General features: G+C 70.5%; 36 protein-coding genes and 1 pseudogene. All 37 read right to left on the bottom strand.

Going from position 1 to position 26,655, the window contains the following annotated elements; genetic code table 11:
• Positions 1 to 43: 43 nt before the first annotated feature.
• Entirely contained in the window at positions 44 to 238 is a 195-nt protein-coding gene (locus tag ABD308_RS26195) for a hypothetical protein (RefSeq protein ID WP_344339180.1), read from the bottom strand.
• Entirely contained in the window at positions 235 to 822 is a 588-nt protein-coding gene (locus ABD308_RS26190) for a hypothetical protein (RefSeq protein ID WP_344339178.1), read from the bottom strand. The genes ABD308_RS26195 and ABD308_RS26190 overlap by 4 nt, the downstream gene beginning before the upstream one ends.
• On the bottom strand, positions 819 to 971 hold the full coding sequence (locus ABD308_RS26185; protein ID WP_344339176.1) for a hypothetical protein: 153 nt from the start codon (positions 969 to 971) through the stop codon (positions 819 to 821). The genes ABD308_RS26190 and ABD308_RS26185 overlap by 4 nt, the downstream gene beginning before the upstream one ends.
• On the bottom strand, positions 968 to 1,285 hold the full coding sequence (locus ABD308_RS26180; RefSeq protein WP_344339174.1) for a hypothetical protein: 318 nt from the start codon (positions 1,283 to 1,285) through the stop codon (positions 968 to 970). Before ABD308_RS26180 ends, ABD308_RS26185 begins: the two co-directional genes overlap by 4 nt.
• A gap of 17 nt (positions 1,286 to 1,302) precedes the next feature.
• The gene (locus ABD308_RS26175; protein WP_344339172.1) at positions 1,303 to 1,479 is read right to left on the bottom strand and encodes a hypothetical protein; all 177 of its coding nucleotides are present in this window, start codon (positions 1,477 to 1,479) and stop codon (positions 1,303 to 1,305) included.
• A gap of 58 nt (positions 1,480 to 1,537) precedes the next feature.
• The gene (locus ABD308_RS26170; RefSeq protein WP_344339170.1) at positions 1,538 to 2,587 is read right to left on the bottom strand and encodes a sigma-70 RNA polymerase sigma factor region 4 domain-containing protein; all 1,050 of its coding nucleotides are present in this window, start codon (positions 2,585 to 2,587) and stop codon (positions 1,538 to 1,540) included.
• Positions 2,588 to 3,353: 766 nt separating this feature from the next.
• Complete coding sequence (locus ABD308_RS26165) at positions 3,354 to 3,800, bottom strand: endonuclease domain-containing protein (protein WP_344339168.1); 447 nt, start codon at positions 3,798 to 3,800, stop codon at positions 3,354 to 3,356.
• Complete coding sequence (locus ABD308_RS26160) at positions 3,790 to 5,649, bottom strand: DNA polymerase (protein WP_344339166.1); 1,860 nt, start codon at positions 5,647 to 5,649, stop codon at positions 3,790 to 3,792. Before ABD308_RS26160 ends, ABD308_RS26165 begins: the two co-directional genes overlap by 11 nt.
• Positions 5,650 to 5,660: 11 nt before the next feature.
• Entirely contained in the window at positions 5,661 to 7,211 is a 1,551-nt protein-coding gene (locus ABD308_RS26155) for a DNA primase family protein (RefSeq protein ID WP_344339164.1), read from the bottom strand.
• Positions 7,193 to 8,095 carry a toprim domain-containing protein gene (locus tag ABD308_RS26150; protein WP_344339162.1) on the bottom strand — a complete coding sequence of 301 codons (903 nt, stop codon included), beginning with the start codon at positions 8,093 to 8,095 and terminating at the stop codon, positions 7,193 to 7,195. Before ABD308_RS26150 ends, ABD308_RS26155 begins: the two co-directional genes overlap by 19 nt.
• A gap of 23 nt (positions 8,096 to 8,118) precedes the next feature.
• The gene (locus ABD308_RS26145) at positions 8,119 to 8,523 is read right to left on the bottom strand and encodes a hypothetical protein (RefSeq protein ID WP_344339160.1); all 405 of its coding nucleotides are present in this window, start codon (positions 8,521 to 8,523) and stop codon (positions 8,119 to 8,121) included.
• Entirely contained in the window at positions 8,523 to 8,702 is a 180-nt protein-coding gene (locus tag ABD308_RS26140; RefSeq protein WP_344339158.1) for a hypothetical protein, read from the bottom strand. Before ABD308_RS26140 ends, ABD308_RS26145 begins: the two co-directional genes overlap by 1 nt.
• A complete protein-coding gene (locus ABD308_RS26135; protein WP_344339155.1) occupies positions 8,699 to 8,878 on the bottom strand; it encodes a hypothetical protein in 180 nt (59 codons plus the stop codon). The genes ABD308_RS26140 and ABD308_RS26135 overlap by 4 nt, the downstream gene beginning before the upstream one ends.
• Positions 8,879 to 9,175 carry a hypothetical protein gene (locus ABD308_RS26130; protein ID WP_344339153.1) on the bottom strand — a complete coding sequence of 99 codons (297 nt, stop codon included), beginning with the start codon at positions 9,173 to 9,175 and terminating at the stop codon, positions 8,879 to 8,881.
• A gap of 11 nt (positions 9,176 to 9,186) precedes the next feature.
• Complete coding sequence (locus ABD308_RS26125; RefSeq protein ID WP_344339151.1) at positions 9,187 to 9,816, bottom strand: hypothetical protein; 630 nt, start codon at positions 9,814 to 9,816, stop codon at positions 9,187 to 9,189.
• Positions 9,813 to 10,379, bottom strand: coding sequence for an SANT/Myb-like DNA-binding domain-containing protein (locus ABD308_RS26120; RefSeq protein WP_344339149.1), 567 nt, complete (start codon positions 10,377 to 10,379; stop codon positions 9,813 to 9,815). Before ABD308_RS26120 ends, ABD308_RS26125 begins: the two co-directional genes overlap by 4 nt.
• Before the next feature lie 84 nt (positions 10,380 to 10,463).
• On the bottom strand, positions 10,464 to 11,216 hold the full coding sequence (locus tag ABD308_RS26115; protein ID WP_344339147.1) for a recombination directionality factor: 753 nt from the start codon (positions 11,214 to 11,216) through the stop codon (positions 10,464 to 10,466).
• 198 nt (positions 11,217 to 11,414) lie between these two features.
• Complete coding sequence (locus ABD308_RS26110) at positions 11,415 to 12,212, bottom strand: hypothetical protein (protein ID WP_344339142.1); 798 nt, start codon at positions 12,210 to 12,212, stop codon at positions 11,415 to 11,417.
• Positions 12,213 to 12,309: 97 nt separating this feature from the next.
• A complete protein-coding gene (locus ABD308_RS26105) occupies positions 12,310 to 12,507 on the bottom strand; it encodes a hypothetical protein (RefSeq protein ID WP_344339140.1) in 198 nt (65 codons plus the stop codon).
• 386 nt (positions 12,508 to 12,893) lie between these two features.
• Positions 12,894 to 13,085 carry a hypothetical protein gene (locus tag ABD308_RS26100; RefSeq protein ID WP_344339137.1) on the bottom strand — a complete coding sequence of 64 codons (192 nt, stop codon included), beginning with the start codon at positions 13,083 to 13,085 and terminating at the stop codon, positions 12,894 to 12,896.
• Positions 13,082 to 13,636: a deoxynucleotide monophosphate kinase family protein gene (locus ABD308_RS26095; RefSeq protein ID WP_344339135.1), complete on the bottom strand. Its 555-nt coding sequence runs from the start codon at positions 13,634 to 13,636 to the stop codon at positions 13,082 to 13,084. Before ABD308_RS26095 ends, ABD308_RS26100 begins: the two co-directional genes overlap by 4 nt.
• 112 nt (positions 13,637 to 13,748) lie before the next feature.
• Positions 13,749 to 14,033, bottom strand: a complete 285-nt coding sequence (locus ABD308_RS26090) for a hypothetical protein (RefSeq protein ID WP_344339132.1) — start codon at positions 14,031 to 14,033, stop codon at positions 13,749 to 13,751.
• A 41-nt stretch (positions 14,034 to 14,074) separates the two neighbouring features.
• Positions 14,075 to 14,314 carry a hypothetical protein gene (locus ABD308_RS26085; RefSeq protein ID WP_344339130.1) on the bottom strand — a complete coding sequence of 80 codons (240 nt, stop codon included), beginning with the start codon at positions 14,312 to 14,314 and terminating at the stop codon, positions 14,075 to 14,077.
• The gene (locus ABD308_RS26080) at positions 14,314 to 16,158 is read right to left on the bottom strand and encodes a LysM peptidoglycan-binding domain-containing protein (protein WP_344339128.1); all 1,845 of its coding nucleotides are present in this window, start codon (positions 16,156 to 16,158) and stop codon (positions 14,314 to 14,316) included. Before ABD308_RS26080 ends, ABD308_RS26085 begins: the two co-directional genes overlap by 1 nt.
• Before the next feature lie 152 nt (positions 16,159 to 16,310).
• Complete coding sequence (locus ABD308_RS26075) at positions 16,311 to 16,832, bottom strand: hypothetical protein (RefSeq protein ID WP_344339125.1); 522 nt, start codon at positions 16,830 to 16,832, stop codon at positions 16,311 to 16,313.
• On the bottom strand, positions 16,829 to 18,004 hold the full coding sequence (locus ABD308_RS26070) for a hypothetical protein (protein WP_344339122.1): 1,176 nt from the start codon (positions 18,002 to 18,004) through the stop codon (positions 16,829 to 16,831). Before ABD308_RS26070 ends, ABD308_RS26075 begins: the two co-directional genes overlap by 4 nt.
• Positions 18,004 to 19,152: a hypothetical protein gene (locus ABD308_RS26065; RefSeq protein WP_344339120.1), complete on the bottom strand. Its 1,149-nt coding sequence runs from the start codon at positions 19,150 to 19,152 to the stop codon at positions 18,004 to 18,006. Before ABD308_RS26065 ends, ABD308_RS26070 begins: the two co-directional genes overlap by 1 nt.
• 9 nt (positions 19,153 to 19,161) lie before the next feature.
• Positions 19,162 to 20,370 carry a phage distal tail protein gene (locus tag ABD308_RS26060; protein WP_344339118.1) on the bottom strand — a complete coding sequence of 403 codons (1,209 nt, stop codon included), beginning with the start codon at positions 20,368 to 20,370 and terminating at the stop codon, positions 19,162 to 19,164.
• A gap of 4 nt (positions 20,371 to 20,374) precedes the next feature.
• A complete protein-coding gene (locus ABD308_RS26055) occupies positions 20,375 to 22,672 on the bottom strand; it encodes a phage tail protein (protein WP_344339116.1) in 2,298 nt (765 codons plus the stop codon).
• A gap of 11 nt (positions 22,673 to 22,683) precedes the next feature.
• Entirely contained in the window at positions 22,684 to 23,031 is a 348-nt protein-coding gene (locus tag ABD308_RS26050; RefSeq protein WP_344339113.1) for a hypothetical protein, read from the bottom strand.
• A 155-nt stretch (positions 23,032 to 23,186) separates the two neighbouring features.
• A complete protein-coding gene (locus ABD308_RS26045) occupies positions 23,187 to 23,528 on the bottom strand; it encodes a hypothetical protein (RefSeq protein WP_344339111.1) in 342 nt (113 codons plus the stop codon).
• 549 nt (positions 23,529 to 24,077) lie between these two features.
• A complete protein-coding gene (locus tag ABD308_RS26040; RefSeq protein ID WP_344339108.1) occupies positions 24,078 to 24,677 on the bottom strand; it encodes a phage tail tube protein in 600 nt (199 codons plus the stop codon).
• Positions 24,678 to 24,698: 21 nt separating this feature from the next.
• Positions 24,699 to 25,127 carry a phage tail termination protein gene (locus tag ABD308_RS26035; protein ID WP_344339105.1) on the bottom strand — a complete coding sequence of 143 codons (429 nt, stop codon included), beginning with the start codon at positions 25,125 to 25,127 and terminating at the stop codon, positions 24,699 to 24,701.
• Complete coding sequence (locus ABD308_RS26030) at positions 25,124 to 25,411, bottom strand: DUF5403 family protein (protein WP_344339101.1); 288 nt, start codon at positions 25,409 to 25,411, stop codon at positions 25,124 to 25,126. Before ABD308_RS26030 ends, ABD308_RS26035 begins: the two co-directional genes overlap by 4 nt.
• A complete protein-coding gene (locus ABD308_RS26025) occupies positions 25,392 to 25,775 on the bottom strand; it encodes a hypothetical protein (protein WP_344339096.1) in 384 nt (127 codons plus the stop codon). The genes ABD308_RS26030 and ABD308_RS26025 overlap by 20 nt, the downstream gene beginning before the upstream one ends.
• Positions 25,772 to 26,209 (bottom strand): hypothetical protein, encoded by a 438-nt coding sequence (locus tag ABD308_RS26020; protein ID WP_344339092.1) that lies wholly within the window; start codon positions 26,207 to 26,209, stop codon positions 25,772 to 25,774. Before ABD308_RS26020 ends, ABD308_RS26025 begins: the two co-directional genes overlap by 4 nt.
• Positions 26,206 to 26,655: pseudogene (locus ABD308_RS26015) on the bottom strand (hypothetical protein); the annotation flags it as partial. The pseudogene ABD308_RS26015 and the gene ABD308_RS26020, both read right to left, overlap by 4 nt.

Raw genomic sequence — 26,655 nt, 5'->3', positions numbered from 1 at the left:
TATGCAGTGCTGGCCGGGGGCCTTCGCATGGGTCAGGTGGGGGTCACCATCCGATGGTTTCGATGTCGGTGGCGAGGTCGAGCGCGACGTTCTCAGGGACGGGGACGACCGTGCGGGTGAGCTGGCCGGGCGATCTGTGCTCCGCTTCGATCACGATGACGCGCTCGCCCGCCGGGGTGTGGGCCTCGTAGGCGCGAGTGGCCTGGTGGACGACTGCGTGGATCACGGGAAGGGTCAAGCTGCTCCCTTCAGCAGGTAGTTAGCCATGGCGATCTTGGAGGCCACTCCGACGTCGGGGCCGAGCAGTTCGGCAGCGCGCAGGAACGCGCGCTCACGCTCTGCGGTGCCGGACTGGGGCGGCATCGAGTCCGCGAAGGTCGGCGGCTGCGGCGGTATCTCGGGGGTGACCGGCTGCGGGGCGGTGAGCACGTCGGCGAGGGCGGGCTGCGGGAGGGCGGTGGGTGAGGTTGAGCCGCCGGCGGCGAGGTAGGGCTGTCCGGCCTGGCGGGCCTGCTCGGCCTGGCGGGCGGCTTCCAGTTCGCCGAGGCGTCGGGCGGCCTCGACCTCCTCCTGGCGGACGCGCTGGATCTCCTGGGCGGTGGTGCGGGAGTGGGCGGCGGCCTGGATCAGGGCTTCGCCCAGTTGCTCGGCGACCTCGGGGTTGAGGTAGATGGAGGCGGCGGTCTCGCCGCAGTGGACGAGGAGACCGATGTCGCCTTCGCCGTCCACATGGGTGCGGGCGTAGTCGCGGGGGCCGTCGTACTTGCAGGGGAAGCGCTGTTCGCCGTGGTGGACGGTGTGCTGCTCAGGTGCGGTCGTCATCGGTGCTCTCCGGTCATGATCAGGAATTCGGCGACGCGCAGGACCGCGCTCACCTGGGCGTCGAAGGGCTGGTCCGGGTAGCCCCGGCCGTTGACGGCCATGGCGGCGACGGTCTTCTGGGCGAGGGCCAGGGCCTCGGGGCGGTTCACCGCTTCTCCCAGTGCGCGTCAATGCCGGACAGCGGTCGGCGCTCGAACGGGGCGTACAGGCCCCGTGCGGAGGTCTGCGGGCCGGTGCGGGGTGTGGTGGCGCGTTCCGTCTTCGCGGTGCGGTCCAGTTCGGCGGCCTGGCGGGCGAGGTAGGCGGCCAGCTCGCGGCACTGGTCGGCGTCGAGCTTGGCTGGCGGGCCGGCTTCGGAGCCTGCGGTCAGCGCCAGGACCGCGCCCATCCGGTCAGTGCGGACGCCGACGACGGAGCCCCGCCGGACGGTCATGGTCGCCTTGTGTTCGGTGGTCTCGATCACCGGTAGCTCTCCTCGGTCTAGGTGAACAGGCCCAGGAACGCCTGGACTTCGCGCGCGGAGTGCCCGGCGTCGTAGCGGACGGTCTCGCTGTCGCGGGTGATCTCCAGGCTGTAGCCGTCGCTGTCGTCGTGGTCGGCGAGGACGCGAAGGGTCGCGCCGCCGCGCAGCTCGTAGGTTCCGACGGGGGACTTCATCGCGGGTTCCTTCCGGTGGGGTTCGGAAGGCTTGAGCCGGGGTGGTTAACAGCGCGGTTCACGGGGCGGTCCGCAGCTTCTTCAGCGCGCGCGACCAGGTGGCCTTCACGGTGCCCGGGGTCTTGCCCAGGATCTCGGCTATGCCGGTGGCGTCGAGCTTCCCCGTGTCAGTGAGCATCGGCGGGCCGTCGAAGCCAAACGCGCAGCGCGCGATGGCCGCCTCGGCGGGCGACATGCCGGCCAGCAGGGCGGCGGCCTTGATCTGGCCGGCGGCGGTGAAGCGAGCGGAGGTCTCGGCGTCGGCGTCGCGGTCGATGATCGCTCCGGTGGCGCGCTTGCCGCGCTTGGTGCCGGTGACCCGGACACCCTTGCAGCGCACGGCGTCCCGGGAGACCTCGACGGGGTTGTGGGCCAGCGATGGCTGCAGGTCGGGGCACCAGCCCTCAGTGGTAGCCGCGCCGACGACCGGCCGGCCGTCCTTGACGGCGAGGTGCAGCCGGGCGGCTCGGGGCGTGGTGCCGAGCGCGGTGTACTCGACCAGGCGGTCCGGGTCCTGCGCGGTGGACGCTTCGAGTGCGCCGTCCGCCATGCTGGCGATCGGGACGGGACGGGCGAAGGCCGCTGCGACAAGGTCGGCCTGCTCGGGCGAGAACCGGCGCTTGGCGTCCAGACCGGTCAGCTCCTCCTTCGCGGAGGTGACGCAGCCGCCGCTGCGCTGGAGGGCGCCCATGAACGCCCCGGCGGCGTCGCGCGACACCCCGGGGGCGATCTCGCGGGTGGCCGCCGCTCGGCCGTCCAGCTTGGCCCTCTGGAAGGCGTAGGAGGTGAACTTCGCGGTGTTGGGGCCGTTGACGTCCCACGAGTGGATGGCGCGCCAGAAGCTCAGGCGCATCTCCTGGGCTATGTCCTGGGCGGCCTGGTGGCTGTCGCCCTCCATCTGCTGGGCGCGCTTGCGGGAGACGGACCGGGCGATGCCTTCCAGTTCCGTCAGGATCTCCTCGGTGGCGACGCGGCCCCGGTCGAGCTTGCCCAGTCCGGTGAGGGCGGTGAGGGGCTTGGGGGTCTGGGCGAGGGAGATCAGGGCGGGCGTGATGCAGGACGAAGGCATGGGAGTTCCTTGGCATGTACAGAACATAAAGATGGGCGTGCGGTATCGCCGCGCGGCGGACCGCAAAAGGGCATGGCGAAGCCCCCGGCCGGCGCTCAGGCCGCGTCAGGGCATGGCAAAGCCCCGGCGGGCGCGCGGCCGCGTCGGGGCATGAGAAAGCCCCTGCCGGTTCGGGTCAGCCGAAGGCAGGGGCGGGGGGACCTGGCGTCAGGTCAGCTTGTGGTGGCTCCCGGGCTTCGGCGAGTTGCCGAAGTCCCTGAGAGTGCGAGCCGCCGCGTGAACAGGGCCATGCAGCGGGCGAGGCGGAGATGTCGGGCCCTCGTCGTGCGGGCCTTGTTCCGGGCGCGCCGTACGGCGCGAAGAACGTGCAGCGAGGCTAACTCGCGTAGTCGCACGCGCACGAGGTAGATGTACGGATGCTCGGCATCCGGTGCGTCCGGGCATGCGAGAGGTCCGCCCAGGACGCCCATGGCCAACGGGATGGCCGCCGCCATGGCCGGCGTAAGGGTCTTCGCGATCTCCCGGCAGGCTTCGGAGATGCGGCGGAGGTGTCGGCGGGTGCCGCCGGAACGGGCCCATCCTCCCCGCCGCATCGTCACTCCTAGTTAGTGGCCACGTCCTCACTGGCGTGACATGAAGGGTGGAGCATAGCTATGTGTCCGATCTGTGCTCAAACGTTAAATAAGTTGCAAGTAAGCGCTCAACTCCCGATCATGCGCTTCACCTGCCGGTATGGCATCAGATGAGTGCAGTTGTGACCTCTGACTCATTTGCCGTGTTTACGCAGATATGAGGCTCCGAGGTCGAGTCGAGCGGAGGAGTCGCCGAAGTGCCCGAGGGCGCTGTTCTCGCCCCGGCACAGCAGTCTTCTGACGGCCTGTCCGTGGGGTTTGTCGTGGTCGTGGTCGACCACCAGGCGGTCCCCGGCCACGGCCTTTCGGCCGCAGATCGCGCACCGCCACTGCTGCTGGCGGCCCATCCGCTCATAGTCGCTCAGTGTGATCCCGTACACCCGGCGCAGCCGGGCGTCGCGGCGCTTGCGAATGACCGCCGGGTCTTGGTTGGCCCGGCTGTTGGCCGCCTTCACGCATGGCCGGCAGACGTTCGCCCGGCCGTTGGGGGCGCGCTTGCGCCTGCCGAACTGGCCGAGCGGCTTCTCGTCGTCGCACACCTCACAGAACTGCGTGTGCTCGCTCTCCGGCTCACGCCGCATAGGCCCACTCCTTCGGCAGGCCGTAGCCGTCGGCCCACGAGGGCCCGTAGACCTCGGCATCCGTATCCAGCGGCACCCCGAGCAACGTCATCTTCATCGCCTCCGCGCACGCTCGGGCGACCTCCGCGGCCTCCGCCTTCGGGGCGGTGCCCACCACCTCGTCGTGCACCCACATGGTCAAGTGCGGAGTGAGGCCCTGGTCGTCCATCTTGATCAGCGCCTGCCCCATCGTGTCCCGCGCCGTGGACTGGCAGGCGTACGCCACGGACTTGTAGAGCTTGTCCCGGTCCAGGTGCAGCCGCCGACCGGTGACCGTGGTCATCGTGCAGCGCTCCGCCAGCGCGACGCGTTGCATCTTGCGCGCCCACCGCTTGATCCCGGGGAACGCCCGGCCGTAGCGGCGCAGGGTGTCCCGCATGACCTCGACCTCCTGACCGGTCTGCTTGGCCAGCGTCGCCGCACCGCCCTGGTAGGCCGTGCCCAAGCCGGCGATCTTGGCCAGCGTGCGCTGGGCCTTGGTGTAGTCCTCGCCGAACATCAGCGTCGCGGCATACCCGTGGAGGTCGTGGCCGTCGGCGATGGCCCGCGTCATCCTGGACTCGCCCGACAGCGCGGCCAGCACCCGCAGCTCGACGGCCTGTTGGTCCACCGAGAAGTAGACGTGCCCCGGCTCGGCGACCACGCAGCGGCGCACCTCCCACCCGTGGGAGGGGAGCTGGGCCATGGCGGGGTCGGAGTGGCTGGCCCGGCCGGTCTGTGCGCCGAGTGGGTTGATCTTCGGGTGGATGCGGTCGAAGGCGTCGCGGTTGTTCAGCATCGCCTCGGCGTAGCTGGTCGACCACTTCCCGGCTCTCTTCGCCCTCAGCACGGAGTCGGCCAGGATGTTGGGCTCGCGCATTCCGAGGCGCTGCCAGTCCGGGTCGAGATCCGCCAGGGGCAGCAGCACCTCCTTGGCCACGGACAGCGCGCCGCTGTCCGTCTTCTCGGTCAGGCGTTCGCCCATGCCGAGCAGCGCGCCGGCCACCTGGTCGGGGCTGTTCACCGACGTGACTCCGAACCGGGCGGCCACCGCGGAGTGCCGCTCCTTCTCGTCCGCGAGACGACCGACCAGCCCCTTCGTGTACTCGGGGTCGATCAGCATGCCGGTGCGCTGGAGCTTCGCGCACACCAGCGCGAGGCGGTGTTCGTAGGGCAGTAGCGCCGAGCGCAGGCCCTCGGCCCGGTAACGCTCCAGCAGCTTCGGCAGCAGCCGGGCGACGAGCAGGGCGTCGAGACCGGCGTACAGCTCGTAGACGTGATGCGAGAGGCTGATCCGCGCCCAGCCGTTCTCCTTGGTCAGCCCGAGCCCGTTGAACACCTTCGTCAGGTCGTTCTGGGTGTCGGGCGCTGCCGGATCGACGTACCAGGCCGATAGCGGCTTGAGGGACAGGCCCACCCCGCCCTCGTAGTCGTGGCGGCTGTCGAGCAGATGAGCGGCCACCCGGGAGTCCTGCGCCCGGGGGTAGAGGTCTTCGAGCCGGATGCCCAGCTCGTTGTCGACCTTCAGCGCGTCGAACGCCAGGTTGTGCGCCACCAGGTTCGGCAGCGCGGCCAGCGCCTCGATCGCGGCCTCGCGAAACGGCCGGCCGAGTTCGACGGGGATGACGTACGCGGTGTGGGTATCGGCGAACTGCGCCAGCCGTATTCGGTCCGTCCACGCCAGACCGGTGGTCTCGGTGTCGAAGCCGATCAGCGTGCCCGCGTTGGCATGGGCGGTCCACCAGGTGCGGAACTCCCGCAGGTCGTCACCGTTCTCGGCGACCTTGATCTCGACCGGCTCACCGGCCAGCCGGTACGGGTGTACCCGCATGTGCTCTCTTCCTAGTCGTTGGTGGTGTCGAAGACTCCCGGCCCGGCCGGCTGCTGGTCGGCGAAGCGCACGCCGAGCAGCACCCGGCCCCGGGTCATGCGGTGCTGGCGGATGCCGCGCTCGTCCAGGGCAGAGATGAATCCGCGGCGGGTCCACGCCTTCTCGCCCTGGGCCTCGCACCAGTCGCGGTACGCGGTGTACGCCTCCTGCGAGGGGACGTGGCTCTTGTCGCTGCCGGTCTTCACCAGGACGTCCGTCAGGAACTCGGCCAGCGCGTCCGAGTTCTCCTTGAAGGCGGACGTCGCGGTCTTGATGCAGTCGGGCTCCCTCAGGCCCTCGGCGTACCACTCGACCGCGCCGGCCACCGCCCACGCGGCGATACCCTCGGCCTCCTCGCGCAGCTCGGCGAAGATGCCGTGGTCCCGCTCCTCCGGCTTGAAGTACCGATCGAACTTGATCAGCTTCACCCGCCGCCACAGGCCCTCGTCCTGCGAGCGGAACGCCGGGGTGTGGTTGGAGGCCAGCCACAGCAGGAAAGTGGGCTGGTAGGTGAAGAAGTTCTCCCGCATGAACCGCGCGGTCAGCCGGTCCGAACCGGTCGCGCGCTTCAAGACCGACTCGCTCATGGGCTTGCCGGCCTCGCCCTCCGAGGCCATCACCATCCTCGCCCCGCGCAGCGCGGCCAGGTCGGCGGGGATCGAGCTGCCCCGGTCCTCGAACGTCTCGAAGCGGGTCGTCTCCGACAGCGCGCCGAACGTGTGCGAGAGGGTGTCCAGGAACACGGACTTGCCGTTCGCGCCGATCCCGACCAGCACGGCGAACGCCTGCTCCGCGGTGCTGCCCGTGATGCCGTACCCGCACAGCCGGCGGATGTAGGCGGGCATCGACCGCTCGGCGGGGAACACCTCGTCCAGGAACCGCAGCCAACGCGGGGCCGTCGCCTGCGGGTTGTAGTTCCACGGCAGGGACTTGGTGAGCATGTCCGCCGGGTCGTGCGGCTGGAGCCTGCCCGTGCGCAGGTCAACCGTCCCGTTCGCGAACGACAGCAGGTGCGGCCGGTTGTCGAAGTCGTCCACACTCACGTGCACGCCGCGCACCGACGCCAGCTCGCGCATCAGGTCATCGATCCGCCTGGCCATGGTGAAGCCCTTCGCCGCCTTCGCCAGCGGCAGGGCGGCGACCTGCTTCTCGTACTCGGCCTCCAGTGCGTCCCCGGCGAGCTTCAGCGCCAGCGCCTCGCGGATGACCGCCTTCTCCCGGGCCAGCGTCTCCACCATCGCCGCCCCGAGGTCATGGGCGGCCTGGCGCACCAGCACCTCGTTGCGCACCCAGTGCGTCCCCGACCAGACGTGGAACCCCACGCCGTCGGCGTACCGGATACCGGCCTTGGTGTACTGCACGAGGGCGTGGGCGTTGACGATGTCCGAAGCCCCGTAGCGGGACGCCGCCTCACGGTAGGCGGACACCGCCTCGGCGGGCGGCAAGGTCAGCGACGGCCGTTGCGGCTCGTACATAGTGGTCAGGTGGTCGATGGCGTACGCCGTCATCGGGTCTCTCTCCATACTGCGTAGTCCTTGAAACCGGCGGGCAGCGTCAACCGCCGGGCCCGCACCTCCCGTTCATGGAGGGCGGCGAGGATGGTCCGGGTGAACTCCCGGCCGGAGCGGTCGTTGTCACCACACACCCGCACGTCGCGGCCCGCCAGGCCGGCGGCCAGCGCGTCCAGCGTCGACGGGTCGTTGTTGAGCAGCGCGGCCCCGCGCACCCCCACCGCGTTGTAGCCGTCGGCGACGATCGCCAGCGGGTCCGACATCCCTTCCGTGATCACCCACGGCGCGGCCGGATCGGTGCCCGGGAACACCCCGTAGCGCTGCCACTCGAACCCCTCCGGGTTGGCCAGCGAGATCCACCGGCCGGGACAGCGCCCCGAGAGGTCCCGGCCCTGCGCGCCCCTGGCCACCCCCGCCCAGTCGTGCATCGGCACGACGAGGCGGGGATACCGGACGAACGAGGCCGGTACCCACTCGGGGCACGGCTGCGGGCCGGGCCACCAGCGCAGGCCCAGCCGGCCCTGCTCGGCCGGGGAGATGCCGAAACGCTTCTGCGCGTAGGCCACGGCCGGGCCAGCGTCCTCACCGGCCGGCAGGGAGTCCAGCCACACCCGCAGCCCGGCCGTCAGGAACGGCGAGACCGGCTCCGGCCGGGCCTCGGCGACGGCGACCAGGCCCTCGGCGTCCACGTTGAACAGATGTCGGGGCAGCAAGCCCATCCCGGCCACGATGTCCTCGAAGGCGCACCCGGCACGGCAGGCCAGACCCACCATGCCGGACGTCTTCAAGTTGATCCACAGCGACGGCTTCCCGTCGTCGTGAGCCGGACAGCGGGCCACCCATTCACCGCTCTGGTAGTCCCGCCACTCCTCCAGACGGTCCAGAATTGCCGACATGCGCACGGCCCGCTCCTCTTCTTTTAGTAACCGGCCTCCCGAAGGGCCTTGACGATCGCGGCGTGGGTGCGGATGGACGTGACGGCGTAGCCGTCCTCGGTCTTGGCCCGGGGCCGCTTCACGTACGCGACGCCGAACGGCATCCCGGCGTTGACGGCCTCGGCCTCGGCCTGGCGGACGTAGGAGGCGAGGTCGTACGACTTCTCGGCCTTGCACTCCCCGGCGAAGGGACGCACCCCGAGGTCGCTGATGTCGGCCGCGCCCTCCTGGACGTTGCGGCGGACGTTGTCTCGGTCGGTCGGGTCCTTCCAGCGCACGGCCCGGTCGCCGTCCTTCCAGAACTCGCGGTACTGGCCAAGCTGTTCGTTCAAGTAGTCGGCCACCGCGGACTCCCAGCTCGTCCCCTTGGCCTTGTTGCGGTTGGCCACTAGGCGGACACCACCGTCAGGGCCGCGCCCCGGAACACCGCGACTGCTGCGGCCTGCCAGTAGCGAAGCCAGTCGGTGCGTTCGCGGGCGTCGTGCAGGAAGACGATCGTGTCGCCTGGGCCGGCGGTGTAGAGGTCGCCGATAGCGGGGGCACATCCGGGGCCGATGCGGTAGATCATGTCTCCTCCGGGGTGCGGGGCTCGTGGAAGTCGGCGGTGTGCGCGGCGTCCGAGGCCCGCAGCAGTCGGTGCGGGCCCGCGCCCTCGGCGGCGAGAGCACGGGCCCGGAAACGGAGGAAGGCCCGGCGCTCTTCGGGCCGGACCTTCCACAGGGGCGTCGTGTGATGGGGCAGCACTCAGTCCCTCTCCGGCAGATGGGACCAGGATGTACGCCGGGCGATGTGACGGCACGCGCGCTCGGAGATCCCGAACGACTCCGCGAGCGCGGCCAGCCCAGCGCCCAGGTCGGCCGACTGGCGGATCGCGTAGACCTTGCGCTCGGTCAGCTTCGCCTGGCTGTTGCGGGTGCCGGCCGACGGCGGGCGCGGGGTGTCACGGAACGCGGAGCGCATGATCTCCTGCGCGCGGTCGACCTGTGGTAGGAGGTTCGGCAGGCGGGCTGGGACCGGCCCGGTGGGGGTGGGGTGGTGCACGGGGGCCTTTCTTATCGGAGGGTTCCCAGGGCCGTGACCAGTTCGGTCACGGCGTCCATGCTGCGCAGGTAGGCGCGGTTGGTCTGGGCGGGGTCGGCCAGGTCCTCCAGATCCTGGGCGAGGCGGGTCAGCGCGTTCGCGACGGGGTCGGGGAAGCGGTCGGCGACGTCTTCGGTGGCGTTGATCATGCGCAGGGTGTAGGTCGCGACGTGACGGCTCTGGGGCACAGGGAGGAGCCGCACCGTGGGGTCGGCGGCGAGTTCGGCCTCGGCCTGCTCCAGCGTCACGTCGTCCGGCTTCCCGGTCTTCGGCTTCGGCGGGTTCGCCTTGCGGTAGAACTCCGTCCACACCTTCGCGGCTGGCAGATGCACGTCCGCGCCAGGGGCCAGCTCATCGCGTGACGGGACATGCCCGGCATCGGCGAGAAGGTCCCACGTGGCGATGTAGTTTTTGACAGTGTTGGTCGCCTTACCGGCCGTCTTGGCGAACTGCGTAGCGCTCGTCTTGGCCTTGTCATTTTTGACAAGGTCCGTGCGCTCTCCAGATGCCTTCTCTTCCACACACCGCGCGGCGAGCATCGCGAGGAATGCCTTGTTTCCGGCCCTGCCGAACAGCTCGGCGTCGTTCTCCCACGTGTTCACTGCTGGGTTCCCATCGTGGCGGCGATCGCCTGGAACGAGGCGGCCAGGTTCTTCGGAACGGTGATGGTCATGGTGACGAAGCCCGGGGCGGGCTCGGGCTCGGCCGGTACGGGGGCCGGTACCCGGGCGGGGCGTTGGGCGTCGGGCAGGTCGCGGATCGCGTTGGTGTAGCGCGACGCGAGCTGGTTCTTGCCCGCCGCGACGACGTAGAGGATGCCGGGACCGGAAAGGATCCCGGCGCGCGCGGCCAGCTGCTCGAAGGTCAGGCCGGTGCGCTCGCGCTGCTTCAGCAGCTCGTCGCGGCGCATGCGGGCGGGGAGCATGTCCGCCTGCACAACGATCGCGACGGCCGGGCGGATCTCGGCGGTGGCGGCGACCAACTTCTTCGCCTGGGCCTTCACCGCAGCCTCGGTGCGGCCCAGCAGCCGGGCGATCTCGCTCCAGCGCACGCCCTGGGCGCACAGGTCGCCAAGACGGCGCGTCTCCGAGGGGTCCCACGGCATGCGGTGGCGGTGGTGGCCGGCGGGCGGCAGGAACGCGGCGGTGGCGGCGCAGGGGTACATGGTTTCTCTCTCCAGTGAAACGGGAGCGGGACCGGCCTCCGAAGAAGCCGGTCCCGCTGGTGGCGCTGGTGGGCGGAGCGCCGGCTAGAACGGCGACTCCTCCTCGATGGCCTGGGCCGGGGTGTCGGTGACGGCCTGCTCGTACGGCTTGATGACCTTGGCGGTGAGCTTCTGGTAGTCCACGTCGCGGCCCGCCTTGCTCTCGTACTGCACACGCTCGTTGATCAGCTGGACCAGAGCCGGGCCGCCGACGCGGGCGAGGGCGTTCTTCAGTGCGGGCAGCTCGCTGATCAGCGTCCAGCCCGACGACTTGTAGCGGAAGACGCCCAGGTGCGGGTCGTGAGCGAGCCGGAACGAGATGCGGATGTCCGGCTTCGGACCCCGCTCGTCCTTCGCCCGTGCCTTCAGCTCGGCGATGGTGCGCGGGCAGCGGCACGGCACGCCCACGTCCTCCGGCGGGCTGAGAAAGGCCCGGGTGTCGCAGTGGTGGGCGAGCTTGCCATTCACCCAGTGCTTCATGTCGAACTCGACCGCGTCCGGGCCGTCGATGACCACCTCCACACGGTCGGTGTCGGTGTCCACCGCGATGGCGTCCTCCGCCTCGGTAGCCAGCTCGTGGGGCGCGCCGCCCAGCAGCTCCGCCACCGCGTCCGCGGTGGTCGGCACCGCGCAGGTGACCCGCCACTTGTACAGCGCGCGGGGGAAGCCGCCGGCCGGGTCGGGCTCGTAGGTCCGGAAGGTGCCGGCCACGTCCGGGCGGGAGTTGGCCTCGGCACGCTCGGCGCGCTCGGCCAGCTCGGGGTCGCTGTTGAAGATGTTGTCGAGTGCGTCGCTCAAGGGCGTCCGTTCTGTTGGAAGGCGGGGCCGCCAGTCGGGCGGCCCTCGTTCGCAAGAGGTGAGCCGGGGCGGTTAACAACGTCCCGGGGTGAGTGAGCCGGGACGGTTAACAACCGCCTCCGGGAGGAGTGAGCCGAGGCGGCTACACCGTCCCGAGATGAGTGAGCCGAGGCGGTTAACAACCGGCTCAGAGCCTGGTCAGGCGGCGCGGCGGGCGGTGCCGGTCAGGTGTCCGGTCTCGTTCCTCCAAGCGACGCGGCCGATGATCCCGGCGTCCGAGGCGCGGTCGTCGGCGAATCGCTTACGCAGGGTGAGGAACCGGTCGAACACCTCGCGGTCGATCTTCACCGGGCGGAACTCCGCGCGGGCCGGAGTAATGTGCAGGACCGCTCCGGCGTCGATCTCCGGGAACGGCTGGATCTTGCGGTCCACGGTGATCAGGTCGTCCGCGTGGGCGTAGGCCGCGAGCTGCGAGGCGACCGAGGTGTAGATCGACTTGGCCGTCTTCAGGTCGCCGAGCACGGTCTTGCCGTTGATCTTCACCATGAAGTCGAACGACCCTGCGTACCCGTGCGCGCGCGACCAGGCCACGTCTTCGGCGTGCAGCAGCTCCGGCTGGTATCGGTCCAGCCACGCTTCGATGTGCGGGACATACGGCTCCACGTCATGGTGCGGGTACGGCACCTCTTCGCCGCGCAGCCGCAGCTCAAAGTAGTCGTGCACCAGACTGCCGACGTCGGCGCGGACCTTGGTGTACCTCTTCGCCGCGTACTTCAGAAAATCCACGGCGGCCTGGCGGTCGCGGGCGGCGATGCGCTGGACCACCTCCAGGTCGGTCACAGCGGCCTCGGCGGCCATGCCGGCCGACCAGTCCTGAAGGAAGGGCTTGGCTTCCATGTTGAGGATGGACGTCACCGAGGGGGCGAGGTCGCCCGACTCCGGGTGGACGTAGTAGCGGGAACCCCGCTGGTGGATCGTGCGGACGCCTTCAGACATGCGTTCCCTCCGTGTGCAGGCATGCAAGAGCCCCGGCCGTCCGAGGGACAACCGGGGCCGATGGAGCCTTAGTTAATTAATTACTTACTTCCCACGCTCAGCGCTGGCGGCGCAGCAGCTCCCACATGACCGGACCGGTCAGGCCGACGGCAGCAGCCGTCGTGGTCGGCCAGCCGACCTGGAAGTGCAGGGACACGGTCGTGAGCAACCCGTGCCCGTAGATCGCGACGTCCCGCCACGTGACGGGGCGCTCTCCGCCTCCGGTGGACGGGATGGGGTGGCGCTGGTGTGTCATGATGGAACCTCTTCCAGCTCATTGCATCGAGCGCGAGGAAACGCGGGCCACCTCTTGCCGGAGGTGGCCCGCACTCGCTTGCAGTGAGAGTACCGTCACGCATGACATTCCATCAAACTCGCAGGTCTTCCGTGGCATTCGCGCGAAGAGGCGGTTCGAAGGCGGTCCTCTCGACCCCCTGTTCGGCTGAGTTTGCTCCCGGGGATTTCCCGAGTTGCAAGTAACGCCGCAGGTCAGAAGTGAGGGTGTCATGGCCATGACGTAGCGCCGGAAGCTACCTCCCGAAATCACTCAGGAATACATAGAGTGTGCAGCAATTATCGCTGGTCACGCCCATTCCCGACGCGGTTTGAGGTTGCTTAACTCAATGACTGTGAGTATGGAATTCAATTGTTCAGCGACGGGAGCGTTTCCGAGTAGCCTGGGACCTCCGCCTGGACGCGGGCGGTCGCGGCCTGTTCGTCGGCCTCGCGCTCGTCCGGGGTCAGCGGGTCGGGTACGGGGGTGTAGACGAAGACGATGTTCTCGATCGCGGTGGCGGTGCGGTCGATCGCGTCGAAGCGCTCGCGCAGGGTCATGCGGTGGTCTCCAGGGCTTCGCGGACTCGGGCGTGGAAGTCGGCCAAGGTGCCGGTGTTCGGGACGACGAGGTCGGCGCGGTCGGGGCCGAGCTGTTCGCTGGGGTGGTCGCCGTCCGGGGCGCCCCGGTCGATGAACCACACCTCGAACCCGGCCGCACGAAGGGCCTCCACCTCGTTGTCGAAGCGGACGTCCGTGACCACGACGGGGCCAGGGATCGCGGCGGCGGCGTGCAGGCAGCGGGTGATCCAGAAGTCCGGGTCGACGTGCCGGCGGATGCCTTCGGTGCCGAGCCGCTGCAAGAAGCGGCGGGCTGCCGGATACGTGTCCTTCACCGTCTCCCAGCCGTAGCGGTCCACCGCGTCGGCGAGGTGGACCGAGGCCGGGGCGTGCACGCCCAGCAACTCGACGCCGACCACTGGGTCGATGTCGTACGCCATCGCCTTCAACGGGTCGGCCAGCGCGAGCCTCACGTACCCGTGCCCGGCGAGGGCCTTGGCGGCCGTGTCCTTGCCGGACCGGGCCCGGCCGATCAATGCGATGTTCTTCAAGGGGCAGCCTCCTTCGCCCCTGTTGAGCCGCATCGGTTAACACGCGGCCCGCAAGCCGCGTGGAACGCGAAAAGGGCCCCGACCCGTCCGAAGACGAGCCGGGGCCCAGGGTTCACCGCTTGCTCTTCATGCCGTCGGCCTGCGGTGGGGCGACGGAAGCCGGGTCCGCGTGCGGGCACGCGCAGCACTCGGCGAGTGCTTCGGCGTGGGCGGCCTCGGTGCGGGCCGCGTCGGTGGCGTGGGTGACCACGCGCTTACCCGCGGAGTGGCCGGCGGCCATCGTGGCGGCGGTCAGCAGCAGGCCGATGACGGCCTCGTTGGTCTCGATCCCGGCGAGCTTGGGCACGACGGTGCCGAGCAGGGTCAGCAGTGCGACGACGGTCGCGCGGGCCTTCACCGGGTTGTCGGTGATCCAGGTCTTCAGGTCCTCGATGGTGCTCAGCCCTTCAGGCGGACGACGACGTCGGTGATCAGTGCTGTGCCGCCCGCGAGGCCGGAGGCGACGACGCCGTAGCGCCAGACCTCCAAGGCGCGGACCCGGTCTTCGTGGTCCTTGAGCGTCTGGTCGACGGTGGCGCTGCTCTGGGCCAGCGAGCGGACGTCCTCACGGACGCCCACGAGCTGGTCGTAGATCTCCCTCGGGCCGATCACGACGCCCAGGGGCTCGTTCTCGGGCATCAGTAGCCCCCTTCGTTCCAGGCGATCGACTCGAACGAGCCGTAGGTCGCGTTCGCGTAGCGGACTCCGGCGATGATCGAATCGACGGGGTTGAGGATGTCGCGGTGGCCGGGCAGCGCGTAGGTGTCGAAGGTCGGCCGGATGGTCTGAAGGAGACCGTAGGTGCCGCCGTACAGGGCCTCGTTCGAATCCCAGTGGTTCTCGGCGAGCGGGTTGCCGCCGGACTCGACCATCACGCGGTGCTCGATCGCGGCGGCGGACGGGACGAGGTCGCCGTTGGCGCGGAGGACGTCCCGGGCCTCCTCGATCCACCCGGCGAGGTCGTCGGAGTAGCCGCTGTTCGGGGCGGCCGGCGGCTGCTCGACCTGAGGGGCCGGTGCCGGTTCGGTCTCGGCCGGGGCGGGTGCGGCGGGCTGCGGCGTCGGCGCGGGGGCCGGTGCCTTCGGGGCGGGGCGCGGGACGGGGGCGGAGCCGTCAGGGATCACGATGTCCTGGCCGGGGAAGATCAGGTCCGGGTTCGACACGGTGGCGGTGTTGGCGGCGACGAGGGCTTCCAGGGTGACGCGGTAGCAGGCGGCAATGTCCCACAGGGTGTCGCCGGGCACGACGGTGTGGAGCGGCGGCGCGGCGGCTCCGGCGGTGGCGGTGGGCAGGCTGATGACCTGGCCGGCCTCGATCCGGTCCGGGTCGGCGAGCTGCGGGTTGGCGTTGACCACAGCGTCCAGGCCGACGCCGTAGCGGGCGGCGATGGCGGACAGGGTGTCGCCCGCCACGACGTTGTGGGTGGCCGCGCCCGGGGCCGGGGTGGGCAGCGGGTCCGGGCTCGGGGCGGGCTGCTCGGTCTCGGCCGGGGTCGGGGTCGGGGTCGGGGGAAGCGTCGGGTCGGCGGTGGCCGGATCGGCGGTCGGCGCAGCCGTCGGCGACGTCGAGGCGGCAGGGACGGTGATCTGCTGGCCCTCGGTGATCCGGTCCGGGTCGCTGATCTGGGGGTTGAGGGAGAGCAGCCCGGCAACGGTGGTGCCCACGGCGACGGCGATGCCGCCCAGGGTCATGCCTCGGCGGACGGTGATCGTGCGGGTGGCCGGTGGCTTGAGGGCGGGGGCGTCGCCGTGTTCGGCGAGGAGGCGGGCGAGCTGCTTGGGGCCGGGGATGCCGTCGGCGTCGGCGGTGTCGCCGAGCTTGAGCTGCCAGGCGCGGAAGGACTCGGCGTCCGCGCTGCCCCACACCGGGCCGGGGCCTTCGGTGTAGCGGGAACAGCCCGCGCGGACGAGGGCGCGGCCCATGACGGTGATGTGCTCGCCCCGGGCACCGGGGCCGTAGAGCTGGCCGTCGATGGTGACGGCCTGGCCGGTCGGCGGAGCGGGGGTGCCGCTTCCGGTGGTATAGGCGGGGCGGCCGACGCCGAGGACGACGGAGCGGGGGCGGGTCTTGCGCACGACGCAGCCGCCGGAGCCCTGGCCCGCGCCGGAGGTGCGGGCGGTGTTGCCTTCGACGGTCTTGACCTGCCGGCCGGGGGCGGAGTCCTCCAGGACGATGCCGACGTGGTCGGCGGTGGGGCCGCCGTCCCAGGTGAAGAAGATGACGTCGCCGCGCTTGAAAGCGGCGTCGCGCCCGTGCCACTGGCCCTTGTTGCGGAACACCTGGACGTGGCTGGGGCAGTAGGCGAACTTGCCGACGGCTGCGGCCTCGCTGCCCTTGTCGGCGCACCAGGAGACGAACATGTCGCAGTACGGCTCGTGGTTCAGCCCGTACCAGCGGCCGAAGGGGGTGTCGTAGTACTTGCCGTTCGGGGACAGGTCGCCCCGGTAGTTCTGGTCGGCCCACTTCAGAGCCTCGGTGATCATTGCTTCGCGAGAGATAGAGCGGGAACCTTTCGGGCATGCGAAGGCCAACCCCTCACGTGAGGGATCGGCCCGTGGAGGTACCAAAGCCAATCCCTCACGTGAGGGATTGGCCTACAGAGGAAGGGCACCGTGCCATTGCCCCGTGGCCGGGGTCAGGCGTAGCCGGGTGGGATCGGGACGGGGGTCCAGGTGCCGGCCTCGGTCGCGCCGGGGGCCTGGTTGAGGGGGAGGGCGAGGGCCACGCCGGGGTCGACGGTGCCGCCTCCTTCGACGTCGGTGCGGGTCTGGAGCAGGAGACGCTGCCACTCGCCGGGCTGGCCGCTGCCGGTCGGCAAGGTCCAATCGAGCCTGACCCAGCCGTTGTTGAGTGCGCCGCCGGTGTACTTCCACTCGGCGGTGACCGGGCGGGCCTTGTCGACGTCGAACAGGCGCAGCCACACGTTCGCGCCGGTGCGGGCGGCGACGCGGCAGTCCAGGCGCAGGACGGGGTGGGCGATGCCTGCGGTGGGGATGGTGGCGGCGGCACGCCAGGTGGTGGCGACATCCAGGCCCTGGCGGTAGGGGGTCATGGGCAGCACCGCGCCCAGGGCGGACGCGGTGCGTTCCATCGCGGACAGGCGGGTGCCGATGGTCTGGAACTCGTCGGCCAGGGTGGGGCGGCCGTAGACGGTCATGCGGCGACCCCCAGCTCGCCCTTCACCCAGTCGTCCACCCGCTCGAAGATGCTGACGGGGACGAGGGCGAGGGTGGTCTCCTCGCCGCTGCTGGTGACCTTGGTGGCGATCTCCTGGACGACGTATTCGGCGTCGACGCCGGGCCACCTCGCGGTGCGGGCGCGCACGCGGAGCTTGTGGCCGACGCGCAACTCGGCGGCGGAGTACTCGCCGCCCGGGTGCAGGGTGACCTCGGGGACGACGATGGGGAACGCGCCGACGGCGGTCATGCGCTCGGCCTGCGCGGTCAGGGTCTCGACGCGCACCACGGAGTTGTTGGTCTCGACGGCGGCCAGGCGCGGGATGCGGCGGCCTTCCTCGGTTTCGAGCTGGCCATTGTACCACCAGGACTTCAGCTGCGACCAGCCTTCACCCGCGCCGTTGACGCCGGTCTCGGTGCACATCTTGTCGCCGTCGCTGGTGACGGAGGTGACGGTGCAGTTCGTCCCGTGCTCCAGGACGATGCCGGTGTCCTGGCCGCCGGCCGGGTAGAGGAAGCGGAAGTGGTTGCGGATCACCCGGGCGTCCAGGTCCCAATCGTGGTCGATGCGGAAGTCGAAGCCCTTGATGACCGCGCCGAGCTGTTCGACGGCTTCACCGACGCTCTTCCAGGCGAACCAGTCGTAGGTGCGCTCGCGCTTCATGGTGTCCAGGTCCGGGCCGAAGGTGAGCGCGCCGGGGCCGTTGCTGCCCCAGTAGCCGGGCCGGCCGGGGGCGACGGGTGAGGGGTTGTCGGCGAACTGCTGGATCAGCTCGCGGGCGATGGTGGTCTGCTCGCGCGGCACGGTGCCGGTGGAGTACCCGAGGTTGATCATGTTGCGGCGGTGGTACTCCCACAGCCCGACGCAGTCGAGCGTCATCTCCTCGGCCGACAGGTCGACGGACCAGGTCAGCAACGGGCCGCCCCACAGGACACGGCTGCCGCGCTGGACGTGGGCGATGATCCGCCACGGCGAGACCAGCGACCAGTCGAGTCCGGCCAGGGGTTCGGCGGCCAATGGCACCGTGAAGGACGCGGCCCCGGGGGCGTTGAGGATGGAGCGGTAGGACAGGCCCGAGACGGGCAGCTCGGCGAGCAGAGCGCCGCCCTTGAACTCGGACAGGATCACGCGGTAGCCGTTGTCGTCCGCCATCAGGCCGCCGGGAAGACGACGGCGTCGGCGTAGGAGGTCCAACCGGCACCGAGGCGCACGTTGTTGTTCTGGGTGTTCTCCGGTGCCACGGCCGTGGCGACAGACAGCGGCGTACCGGCGGGGACCTTGACGGTGGCGCTGCCCCGGATGTCGTGGTTCTCGCCCGCTCGGACGTACTTCGGGCGGCCCGCACGACGGCGCTCGCCGTGGCCGATGACCAGCGGGGTGATCCAGCCCTCACCGAACGCCCCGGTGTACGTGACCTCGAAGCCAACCGTCACCAGCCTCGGGTACGGGGCGGCCGGGGCGGTGAACTGGTGCCAGCCCTCGTTGCCCCACGCGCCGTCGCCCGCCTGGTAAGCGACGTCCAGGCGGACTGCTGCGGGGATGAGCGGGGCGGTGGTGCCGGGCCCGGTGACCTTGTGCAGGGTGGTGGTGACCGAGTCGTAGACCAGCGAACCGGCCGGGGATCCGGCGGCCACCTGGGCAACACCCTGGGCCCCGGCGGTGCGCAGGTGGCGCAGCGGGGTGGTGTCGAGCTGCCCGGCAACGACGAAGCGCTGGTCCTCGATGCCGGTGATGCCGGTCTGCGCGATGTTCACCAGCGCGAGGCGCACCGAGTTGGACGGGACGGGCCAGTCGCGCGCGCCGGGGGTGGACTCGGCCAGCACCGCGATGGACCAGCCCTTCGCGCCCTCCTTGGTGACCTGCGCGCCGGAGGTGGCGGTGGCGTACGGGGTGCCGTCGGCCGCGTAGGAGACGAGCTGCATGTACTGGTCCGCGGTGGTGCGGATGTCCATCAGCAGGGGGCCGGCGGGAACGGAGTCGGGGTCGGCGAACGCCACCACGAGGTCGGTGCGGGCGGCTTCGCCGGGCTTGGGAGTGGAGCACTGGAGCTGAATGCTGGCGTCCAGGTTGGCGAAGTGCACCGCGCCCTTGTGGCTCACGGCCACGTCGTCCGGCAGCCACACGGAGCCGGCCGCGACGCTGACGCGCGGGGTGGGGTTGTCGACCTTCTCGACCAGCAGGGCGGTGGGCCCGGCGACACCGACGTGGGCGCCCCGGGTTCCGCCGATCATCGTGCGCAGGTCGAGCGCGTCGTAGCGGCCCTGCTGCACGAACAGCGGGGCGCGGAGTTCAACAGGCAAGAGGGGTCCTTACATCCAGGCGGAGCACCACTGCACGTCCGCCGTGACCCCGGTGGGGCCTTCGAGTACATCGAGTTGCACGGTGCTGCCGCCGGGCGGCAGCGAGAACCAGTACGAGGTGGGGTCGACCTGCCCGAAGCGCGAAGCGCCGTTGAGCGTGATGCGCCGACGCCCCATGTCGACCACGAGGGCGTCACCGCGTCCGACCCGCAGTCCCCGGGTGGAAAAGCGCTTGCGGGTGCGGTCGTGGACGAGGGTGAACGACGGGTCGCGGACCTCGCCCGCGTTCGGCGTCAGCCGGATGGTCGGCCAGGTGTCGACCGAGCCCCGATTGTCGATGTCCGGGGCGGCCCGGGTGGCGGGCGCGCTGCCCATGTCGAAGGGGAACGTCAGCGGGAAGATCGGCCGGCCCTCACGCGGGGCGGCCACCGCCACCGTCGCCCGTGCCTCGTCGGCCGAGTACAGACGCGGGTCGGTAGCCAGCAGCTCGACGGTGACGCGGCGGCGGCCGGCGTGGAACTCGCGGTCCACGGTGACGGCGCGCTTGCGCACGCGGGCCATGATCCGGGCCTTGCCACCGGCGATGCCGGGGAACGCGAACTCGAACGGCTTCTCGTCGCCGCCGGGCGTGAACGCGGCCAGCAGGTACGGGAGTTCGTGGTCGTCCAGGGCGAGCATGGTGAGGGTGACAGTGCGCGCGCCCATGTAGTCGGTGCCCGGGGTCAGGCCGTCGCGCTGAAGCAGCTCGGCGTCCGAACTGCGGACGTCGGGCACGTCCAGCAGGCCGGCCACCTCCTCCAGCACGATCGTGGAGTCCTCACCGAGCAGCAGGCCGTTCCACCGGGCCGTCCACGGCGCGCCGGTGTAGGGGTTCAGGGCGCTGGGCTGAGGGCCCGCGTCCGGCACGGCCGGGGGCGGCAGGTCGGGCAGGGTGCGGAACACCACCGGCTCGGACCAGACGTCCAGGCCCGGCCCGGTGCAGTGGTAGCGCACCCGGTACTCAGTGTCCGGCTCCAGCGGCGGGTCGTCCCCCAGCGGGCCGCCGGAGCCGACCAGCGCACTGCCGGGCCATTCGGGGTCCTCGGCGTCGTAATGCGCCTTGACCGTCAGGGTGTTGGTGGTTTCGACGTCCGTCCACGCGCCCGGCGTCTTCGTGAAGAAGACGCGGGCGGTGTGGGCGGTGACGTCACTGACGAAAGGCGGGGAGAGAGCCCCCAAGCAGCTACCTCCCGGAGGTCTTCAGCTCCCACGCGATCTGCTTGCCGATCTCGTGGGCGTTGGCGTCGGTGCGGGCGTTGACGGTGATGCGCGTGCCGTAGCGCTCCCGGCCGGCGCCCTTGGAACCCGCATCCGGGTGGCGCAGGCCGGCGGCGGCGCGCTGGCCGTAGCCGTAGGAGTCCAGCGAGCGCAGCCCGGAGGCGACGGGGCGAAGGGCCTGCTCCAGCGGGCTCGCGTACGCGGCCACCGGCATCGCGGGCGTGGCCGTCAGCGAGCGCGGCGCGGCGGTCGGGGCCGGGGCGGGCGCGGACTTGAAGGGGTTGAGGCTGCTGACGATGCTGGAGACGACGCCGGTCACGCTGATCGACTTCATGCCGTTGATCAGGCCCTGGATCGCCGACTTGCCCGTGTTGAACAGCAGGCTGCCCAGGTCGCCGATCGCGCCGAGGATCTTGCCGGGCAGGCCGGCGACCAGCGAGACGACGTTGCCGATGCCGGTCGTCACGGCGCTGGCCGTGCTGGTCCAGGCCGACGCCACGGTGGAGGTGACGTTGTTCCAGGCGGTGGACGTCCAGGAGGTCACGTTGTTCCAGCCCGCCGAGACGGAGCTGCCGACCGCCGAGACCTTCGACGACACCGTGGACGTCACGCTCGACCAGGCGGACGAGGTCCACGACGCCACGGAATTCCAGGCGCTCGACGTCCAGGAGGAAACGTTTCCCCAGGCGGTCGAGACGGCGCTCGCGACGGAAGAGGCCGCCGACGACACGGTGGAGGTCACGGACGACCAGGCGGACGAGGTCCACGAGGTCACTGCGTTCCAGCCCGTCGAGACGGCCGAGCCCACGGCACCGGCCGCCGACGACACGGTGGACGACACCGTGGACCAGGCGGAGGAGGTCCAGGAGGTCACCGCGGACCAGGCTGCGGACGTGGCGGACATCAGCCCGTCCCACGCGGTCTGCACGGCGTGCCAGGCGGCCACGGCCCCGACCGCCAGGGCGTTCCAGGAGGCCATCGTGATGTCGAAGGCGACGACCAGAGCACGCAGCCCGAGGTCGACCAGCCTCATCAGGGCCGCCGTGGCCTGCGCGTTGTCCTTGAAGACCTGGAAGAACTGGCGAAGCGTGTCCGCGAACCACGAGATCGACGCGGCGATCTCGGGCGAGAACTGGACCGCCAGCGAGGCCATCCCCTCAAGGACGGCGTCCAGGACACCGACCAGGGGGCTCAAGATCAGCTTGAGCCGGTCGCCGCCGTTCGAGAGGGTGAGGAAGAAGTCGCCGAAGGCGGCTCCGATGCCGACGAGCGCAACCGGCAGCTCGTCGGTGAACGCCTTCATCCCCGGCGACTGCATCGCCGCCGTGAGCTTGGGAAAAAGAACGTCGGTGAAGTCCGTGAAGGACTTCACCATCGGCCGGACGAACGCCGAGCCCGCGTCGAAGAACGCCTTGACCTGCGGCTCGGCCTGGCGGAACCAGCCCGTGATGTCGCGAAGCGCGCCCCCGAACTCGGAGCGCATCAGCGCCGTGGCGGGCTTCAGCGCCGCCGACGCCTTCTGCATCGCCTCCTCGGCCTTGTCGCCGAGGGCCTTCATGTCGCCGGCCGCCGCGATGGCCGCGAGGCCGATCGGCAGGACCGGCAGCGCCGCCAGGGCGATGACGGCGACCAGCCCGGAGGCGACGACCGTCACCCACGAGGCGATCGCGGTGACCGCCACCAGCAGCGGCAGCGCCGCAGCGGCGGACTGGGCGAACCCGGCCGCCATCCCGGCGGCGCCCTGGGCGGCCGAGCTGATACCCGACCCGATGCCCTGGAGGGCGGAGGCCGTCTGCTCGATCGAGAGCGTGAACAGCCGCCCGAAGTTCCGGGCGACCTGCGCCGCACCGGAACCGATGGACGCGAGACCGGACTTGATCCGGTCGAAGCCACCCCTCGCGAGATGGACGTTGATCCCCAGCCGCCAGCGGCGGCCGGTGAACCGGCGGATCTGGGCCTCGGCCGGCGCGGTGTCCGCGTCGACATCGGCCCGGACGCGGACTCGTCGCTCGCGGGTGAGCGCGGCGATCCGCGCTGCGGCCTCGCCGGTGTCGGCGAAGACGTTGACCCGGACGCTGCGGTCGTGGGTCAGCTCCCGCAGCCGGGCGTTCACGCCCGTGGTGTCAAGGTCCAGCTTGACCTTGAGCTTGGTGTACTTCTCCAGCATCTCCAGGTACTGCTTGAGGCGCTGGCGGAAGCCGTCGGTGTCCGGAATGACGCGCACGTGTACGCGCCCGGCTTCCTTGCCGCCGGGGCCGGCCATCGGCTCACCTCCTACGTGAGTCGGACCGGCGCGGGCCGCTTCGGCGCGGCGGAGCGCGCGAGCACGGCCGCCGGAAGGCGGAACTGTTCTGCGATGGGGGTTGCGGCGGGATCGGCGACGGCCGGGCCGCCCCCTTCGCCGACCTCGCGGGCGAGGGCCTGGGCGAAGGGGTTGGTGCCGCTCGGGCGGCCGGTGTGCTTCGCGTACGGGCGCGGGTAGGGCTTCGGCCGCTCCACGCTGCGCGGGTTCTTCGACGCCTTGGCGACCTGGACGTGGGTGAGCGCCTGCACGGCGTCCACCAGGTCAGCCAGGACGTAGGTCCGGGCATCCCAGCCCAGCGCCTCACGGCCACCGCGCATCGCGGCCACAGTGGCACAGTCGTCGGGAAGGGTCCCGATCAGGGCAAGGATCAAGCGGGCGGAGCACCGGCCCCGGAACCAGTCCAGGACGTCCGTGCCGCAGAAGCGGCGCAGGTCGGCGGTGATCTGCGCACCGTGCTCATCCAGCAGCCTGATCAGGCCGACGCTTCCCCCGGCGCGGCGTCCTCCATCCACCGCTCGACCACGGTCATGGCTTGCTCCAGCGGCAGCGCGTCCACGCTCTCGCGCATCGCCTTCTTGTCGGAGGCGACCGCGACCAGCAGGCCGGTCATCGCGTCGATCCGCCGCTCGTTGGAGACCTTCTGCGACTGCACGAGGTCCAGCAGCGCGAGCGCGGTCTTCAGATCAGCGCCGGGCAGGGCCTCGATCCGGCGCAGCCGGATCTTCTTGCCGTTCTTGGCGACGAACTTCAGGCCCTTGCCGGTGTGCTTCTGGTCGGCCTCGGCGGCCAGGGCGGCGAAGTCCAGGGTGGTCAAGAGAGATGCCTCCAGGCGGTTTGACAGAGCTGATTGAAAGTCAGGAAACTACATCTGCACAGAGGGTGGCCCCCTCTGCGTAATCGGACCCCGCTCCGTGAACAGGGAGGGAACCTGTCCACGGAGTCGCTGATCGAGAGCCGGTGCTCTCGGTCGGCGTAGCGGAGATACCTCAACCGCCCACCAGGAAGAACTGCCCCCAAGGGGGCATCGGATGCCGGAAGCGATTCCAGCATCTCCCCGAGAACCTGCACCGGCAGGTCTCGATTCGCCTACCGCTTGCGGTAGGTCGGGTCGAGCCTGCCTAAGGCCAGGTCAACTCCCGATCTACTGCCAGATCAAGGGAGTTGTGGTGCAGGTTCCTGATTGGCTGGCATCTGTTGTCCTCGGTGCAGCTTCGGTCTTTGCTGTACTTCGAGTAGTGCTCAGGCGATGGATTCCGTCGCTGAGCGAGGACACGATCATCTCGATCCGTGCGATCCGCAAGGTTCAGACCGAGCTGCGGAAGGGACGTGAACAGTCACGGACGACACTGCCTCGTGGGGAGGATCAGACTGCCGGCTGAAGGCCGGCGGCCAGGTCGAAGACCGGGGTCACGGTGCCGAGCGGGGTTGACTGGTTGAGGGCCACTACAGTGGCCTTCACCGGCATCTCGCCGAGCGCTGCTGGGTCCATGGTCACCGCGTCCGCGCCGATGATCGACGTCTTCGGGTAGTGCCAGACGACGGCCTTGCCGCCGTCCACGGCGGCGACCATCAGCGCGCGGTTCTGTGCGGACGGGCTGGTCGGGATTGAGAACATGCCCTTGCTGTCCAGGCCCTTGTCGGTGCCGTAGTACAGCTTGTAGGACTCCGCGGTGAAGTCGGACAGGTTGATGGTGACGGCGTAGGTCTTGCCGGGGTCGGTGGTCTTCAGGCTCTTGTTCTGCCAGCTGCCCAGCACCTCGGGCTCGTCGCCGTCGACGGACATCTCGATGCCGTTGTCCAGCGAGGTGTTGCCGATGGACTTCCAGGCCAGGCCCTCGGGTCCCCACTTGGTCGAGTCCTTCGGGTCGAACCCGGCCTTCAGGTCCGGCAGCGGGGTGCCGGGGGCGGCGACGTAGATGTATCCGGTGCCCGGTACCAGGACCGGGGCGTCGTCAGCAGCCATCGCTGACTCCTTTCCGGCCCGTCAGCGGGGCCTGGTAGCGATCATGTAGTTGGCCGAGAACCGGTAGAAGTCGGTCTGGGCCTCGGTCATGGGGTCGGTGGTCATGAACGGCCCCGTGGCCTCGCGGAACCGGCTCAGGTAGCCGTCGGCGTTGCCGAACTGCTCGAAGGTGAGGCGGACCAGGCCGGCGCGGGCGCGGCGGGCCAACAGGGAGGCGTCCGCGCGCGAGGTGGCGTAGGTCTGGACGGTGAACATGCCCTCGTCGATGTAGCGCTTGTCCTTCATCGTGCCGCCGACTCGGCGGCCGATCACCAGGCCGCCGGTCTTGCGCACGGCGAGCTGCCAGTCGGCGGGCAGGTAGACCGCGCAGCGGTGCTCCGGCACGACGGTGCGCAGGGCGTGAAGGACGATGCGCTCGGAGTCGGGCATCAGGTACGGCTCGGTGGTCACCACAGGGCGGCCTCCATCGCGTGGATGCCGTCCACGTACCTGTTCGCCCGCTCGTTCCAGCCGCCCCAGTTCTTGTGCGCCGCCAACGGGTCCTCGTTGACGATGGAGTAGCCCTTGGTGTGCCGCTTCACCTTCAGCCCCGCGATGAACTCGCCCGTGTCGATGTGCAGCGACGCCTTCGCGACGACGCGGGCCTTGCGCTCCTCGGCTTCGAGCTTGAGGGCGCCCATCACGCCAGGGAGTCCGGCGACCATGGCGTCCAGGTCAGGACGGATCTCCGCCACTCTGACCACCGCCTTCCACGATCACGGTGACGAAGCGCATCCGGTCGGAAGCGCCGTGGTGGGAGCGCGGGGCGTCCACCACGGCCCAGCGGGTGCCGGGGTCGCCTTCGTCTTCGAAGGAGAGCGCGCTCCACTTGTCGACCACGGTGTCCGGTGGTAAGACGACCTTGCGGCGGATCGGCGGGGACCAGCCGACCTGTGCGCCGACAGGGGCGCGCCAGCCTGCGGCATCGCCGACGGGGGCGACCCACGCGGAGTAGGTGGTGCTCGGCCCGGGTGCGGGCCGCAGGTCGCCGTAGCCGTCATCGACGTAGCGGACGGTGTGGACGGTCACGCGGGTGCGGCCCCGCTCCAGCAGGCTCACGCGAGCCCCCAGGCGCCCTCGGGGTCCGGGAACGGGTAGCCGGTCCGCAGACCGCGTGAAACAGTCGAGCGCTGCCCCTGCACGGACTTGAGACCACCGCGGCCTGCTACCCGGTCGATCAGCGCGACCTCGCCCCGGGTGAGGGCCAGGCCCACCGGGGAGCCGTCCGACATCCGGTAGGAGACCTCTCCGGCCTGCTCCTGCACGTAGCCCTCGGGGTTGCGGAAGCGGCGGTCGGCGACGGCCAGGGCCAGAGTGCGGATCACCGCAGGGTGGCGCTCGGGCGACCAGGCCCGGTGCCCCTGGGCGGCGATCACCCAGAACGCATCCTCGATCGCGGCGCTTGCCCGCTCCCAGTCCGGCGTACCGGGCTCGGGAGCGGGCCGGCCGAGCCGGGCGAACAGCGCGGCGACCGTCAGCCCGGCCCCAGTCACGCGGCCGGGGCGAGCGGCTTCGGCTCACCGGTGAAGGCGACCTTGATGCCGCGCACCTTGACGATGTTGGCGGGCTTCGACCAGTCGGTCTCGCCCTTCTTCAGGTCGGTGACCAGGCTGGCGCCCCAGTACGAGGAGAGGAAGCTCCGCTCCATCGCCGCGCCGGAGTTGTAGTCCTTGATCCAGCGCAGCGAGAAGCCCTCGGCGCTGGTCCGGCCGCCCTTGGCGGACTCCGGGACGTTCGGCGCGCCGGAGACGAGCTGGATCGCGGAGCGGTGGAAGGCGTAGATGCCCATCGGGTTGAGGGTGTCCGAGGTGGACTCCACCAGGCGGAAGCCGTGGACCCGGCCGAGGGTGCTCTCCTTCAGGGCCGCACCGCCGTCGGCGTGCTCGGCGGCGTTGAGGATGGAGGAGGAGTTCAGCAGGTAGAACGCCGCCTCGGAGCC

It is taken from the genome of Kitasatospora putterlickiae (assembly GCF_039527695.1).
Lineage (GTDB): Bacteria > Actinomycetota > Actinomycetes > Streptomycetales > Streptomycetaceae > Kitasatospora > Kitasatospora putterlickiae.
Note: the sequence above shows the minus strand (reverse complement) of the source record. Positions and strands in the feature narration are given on the sequence as shown.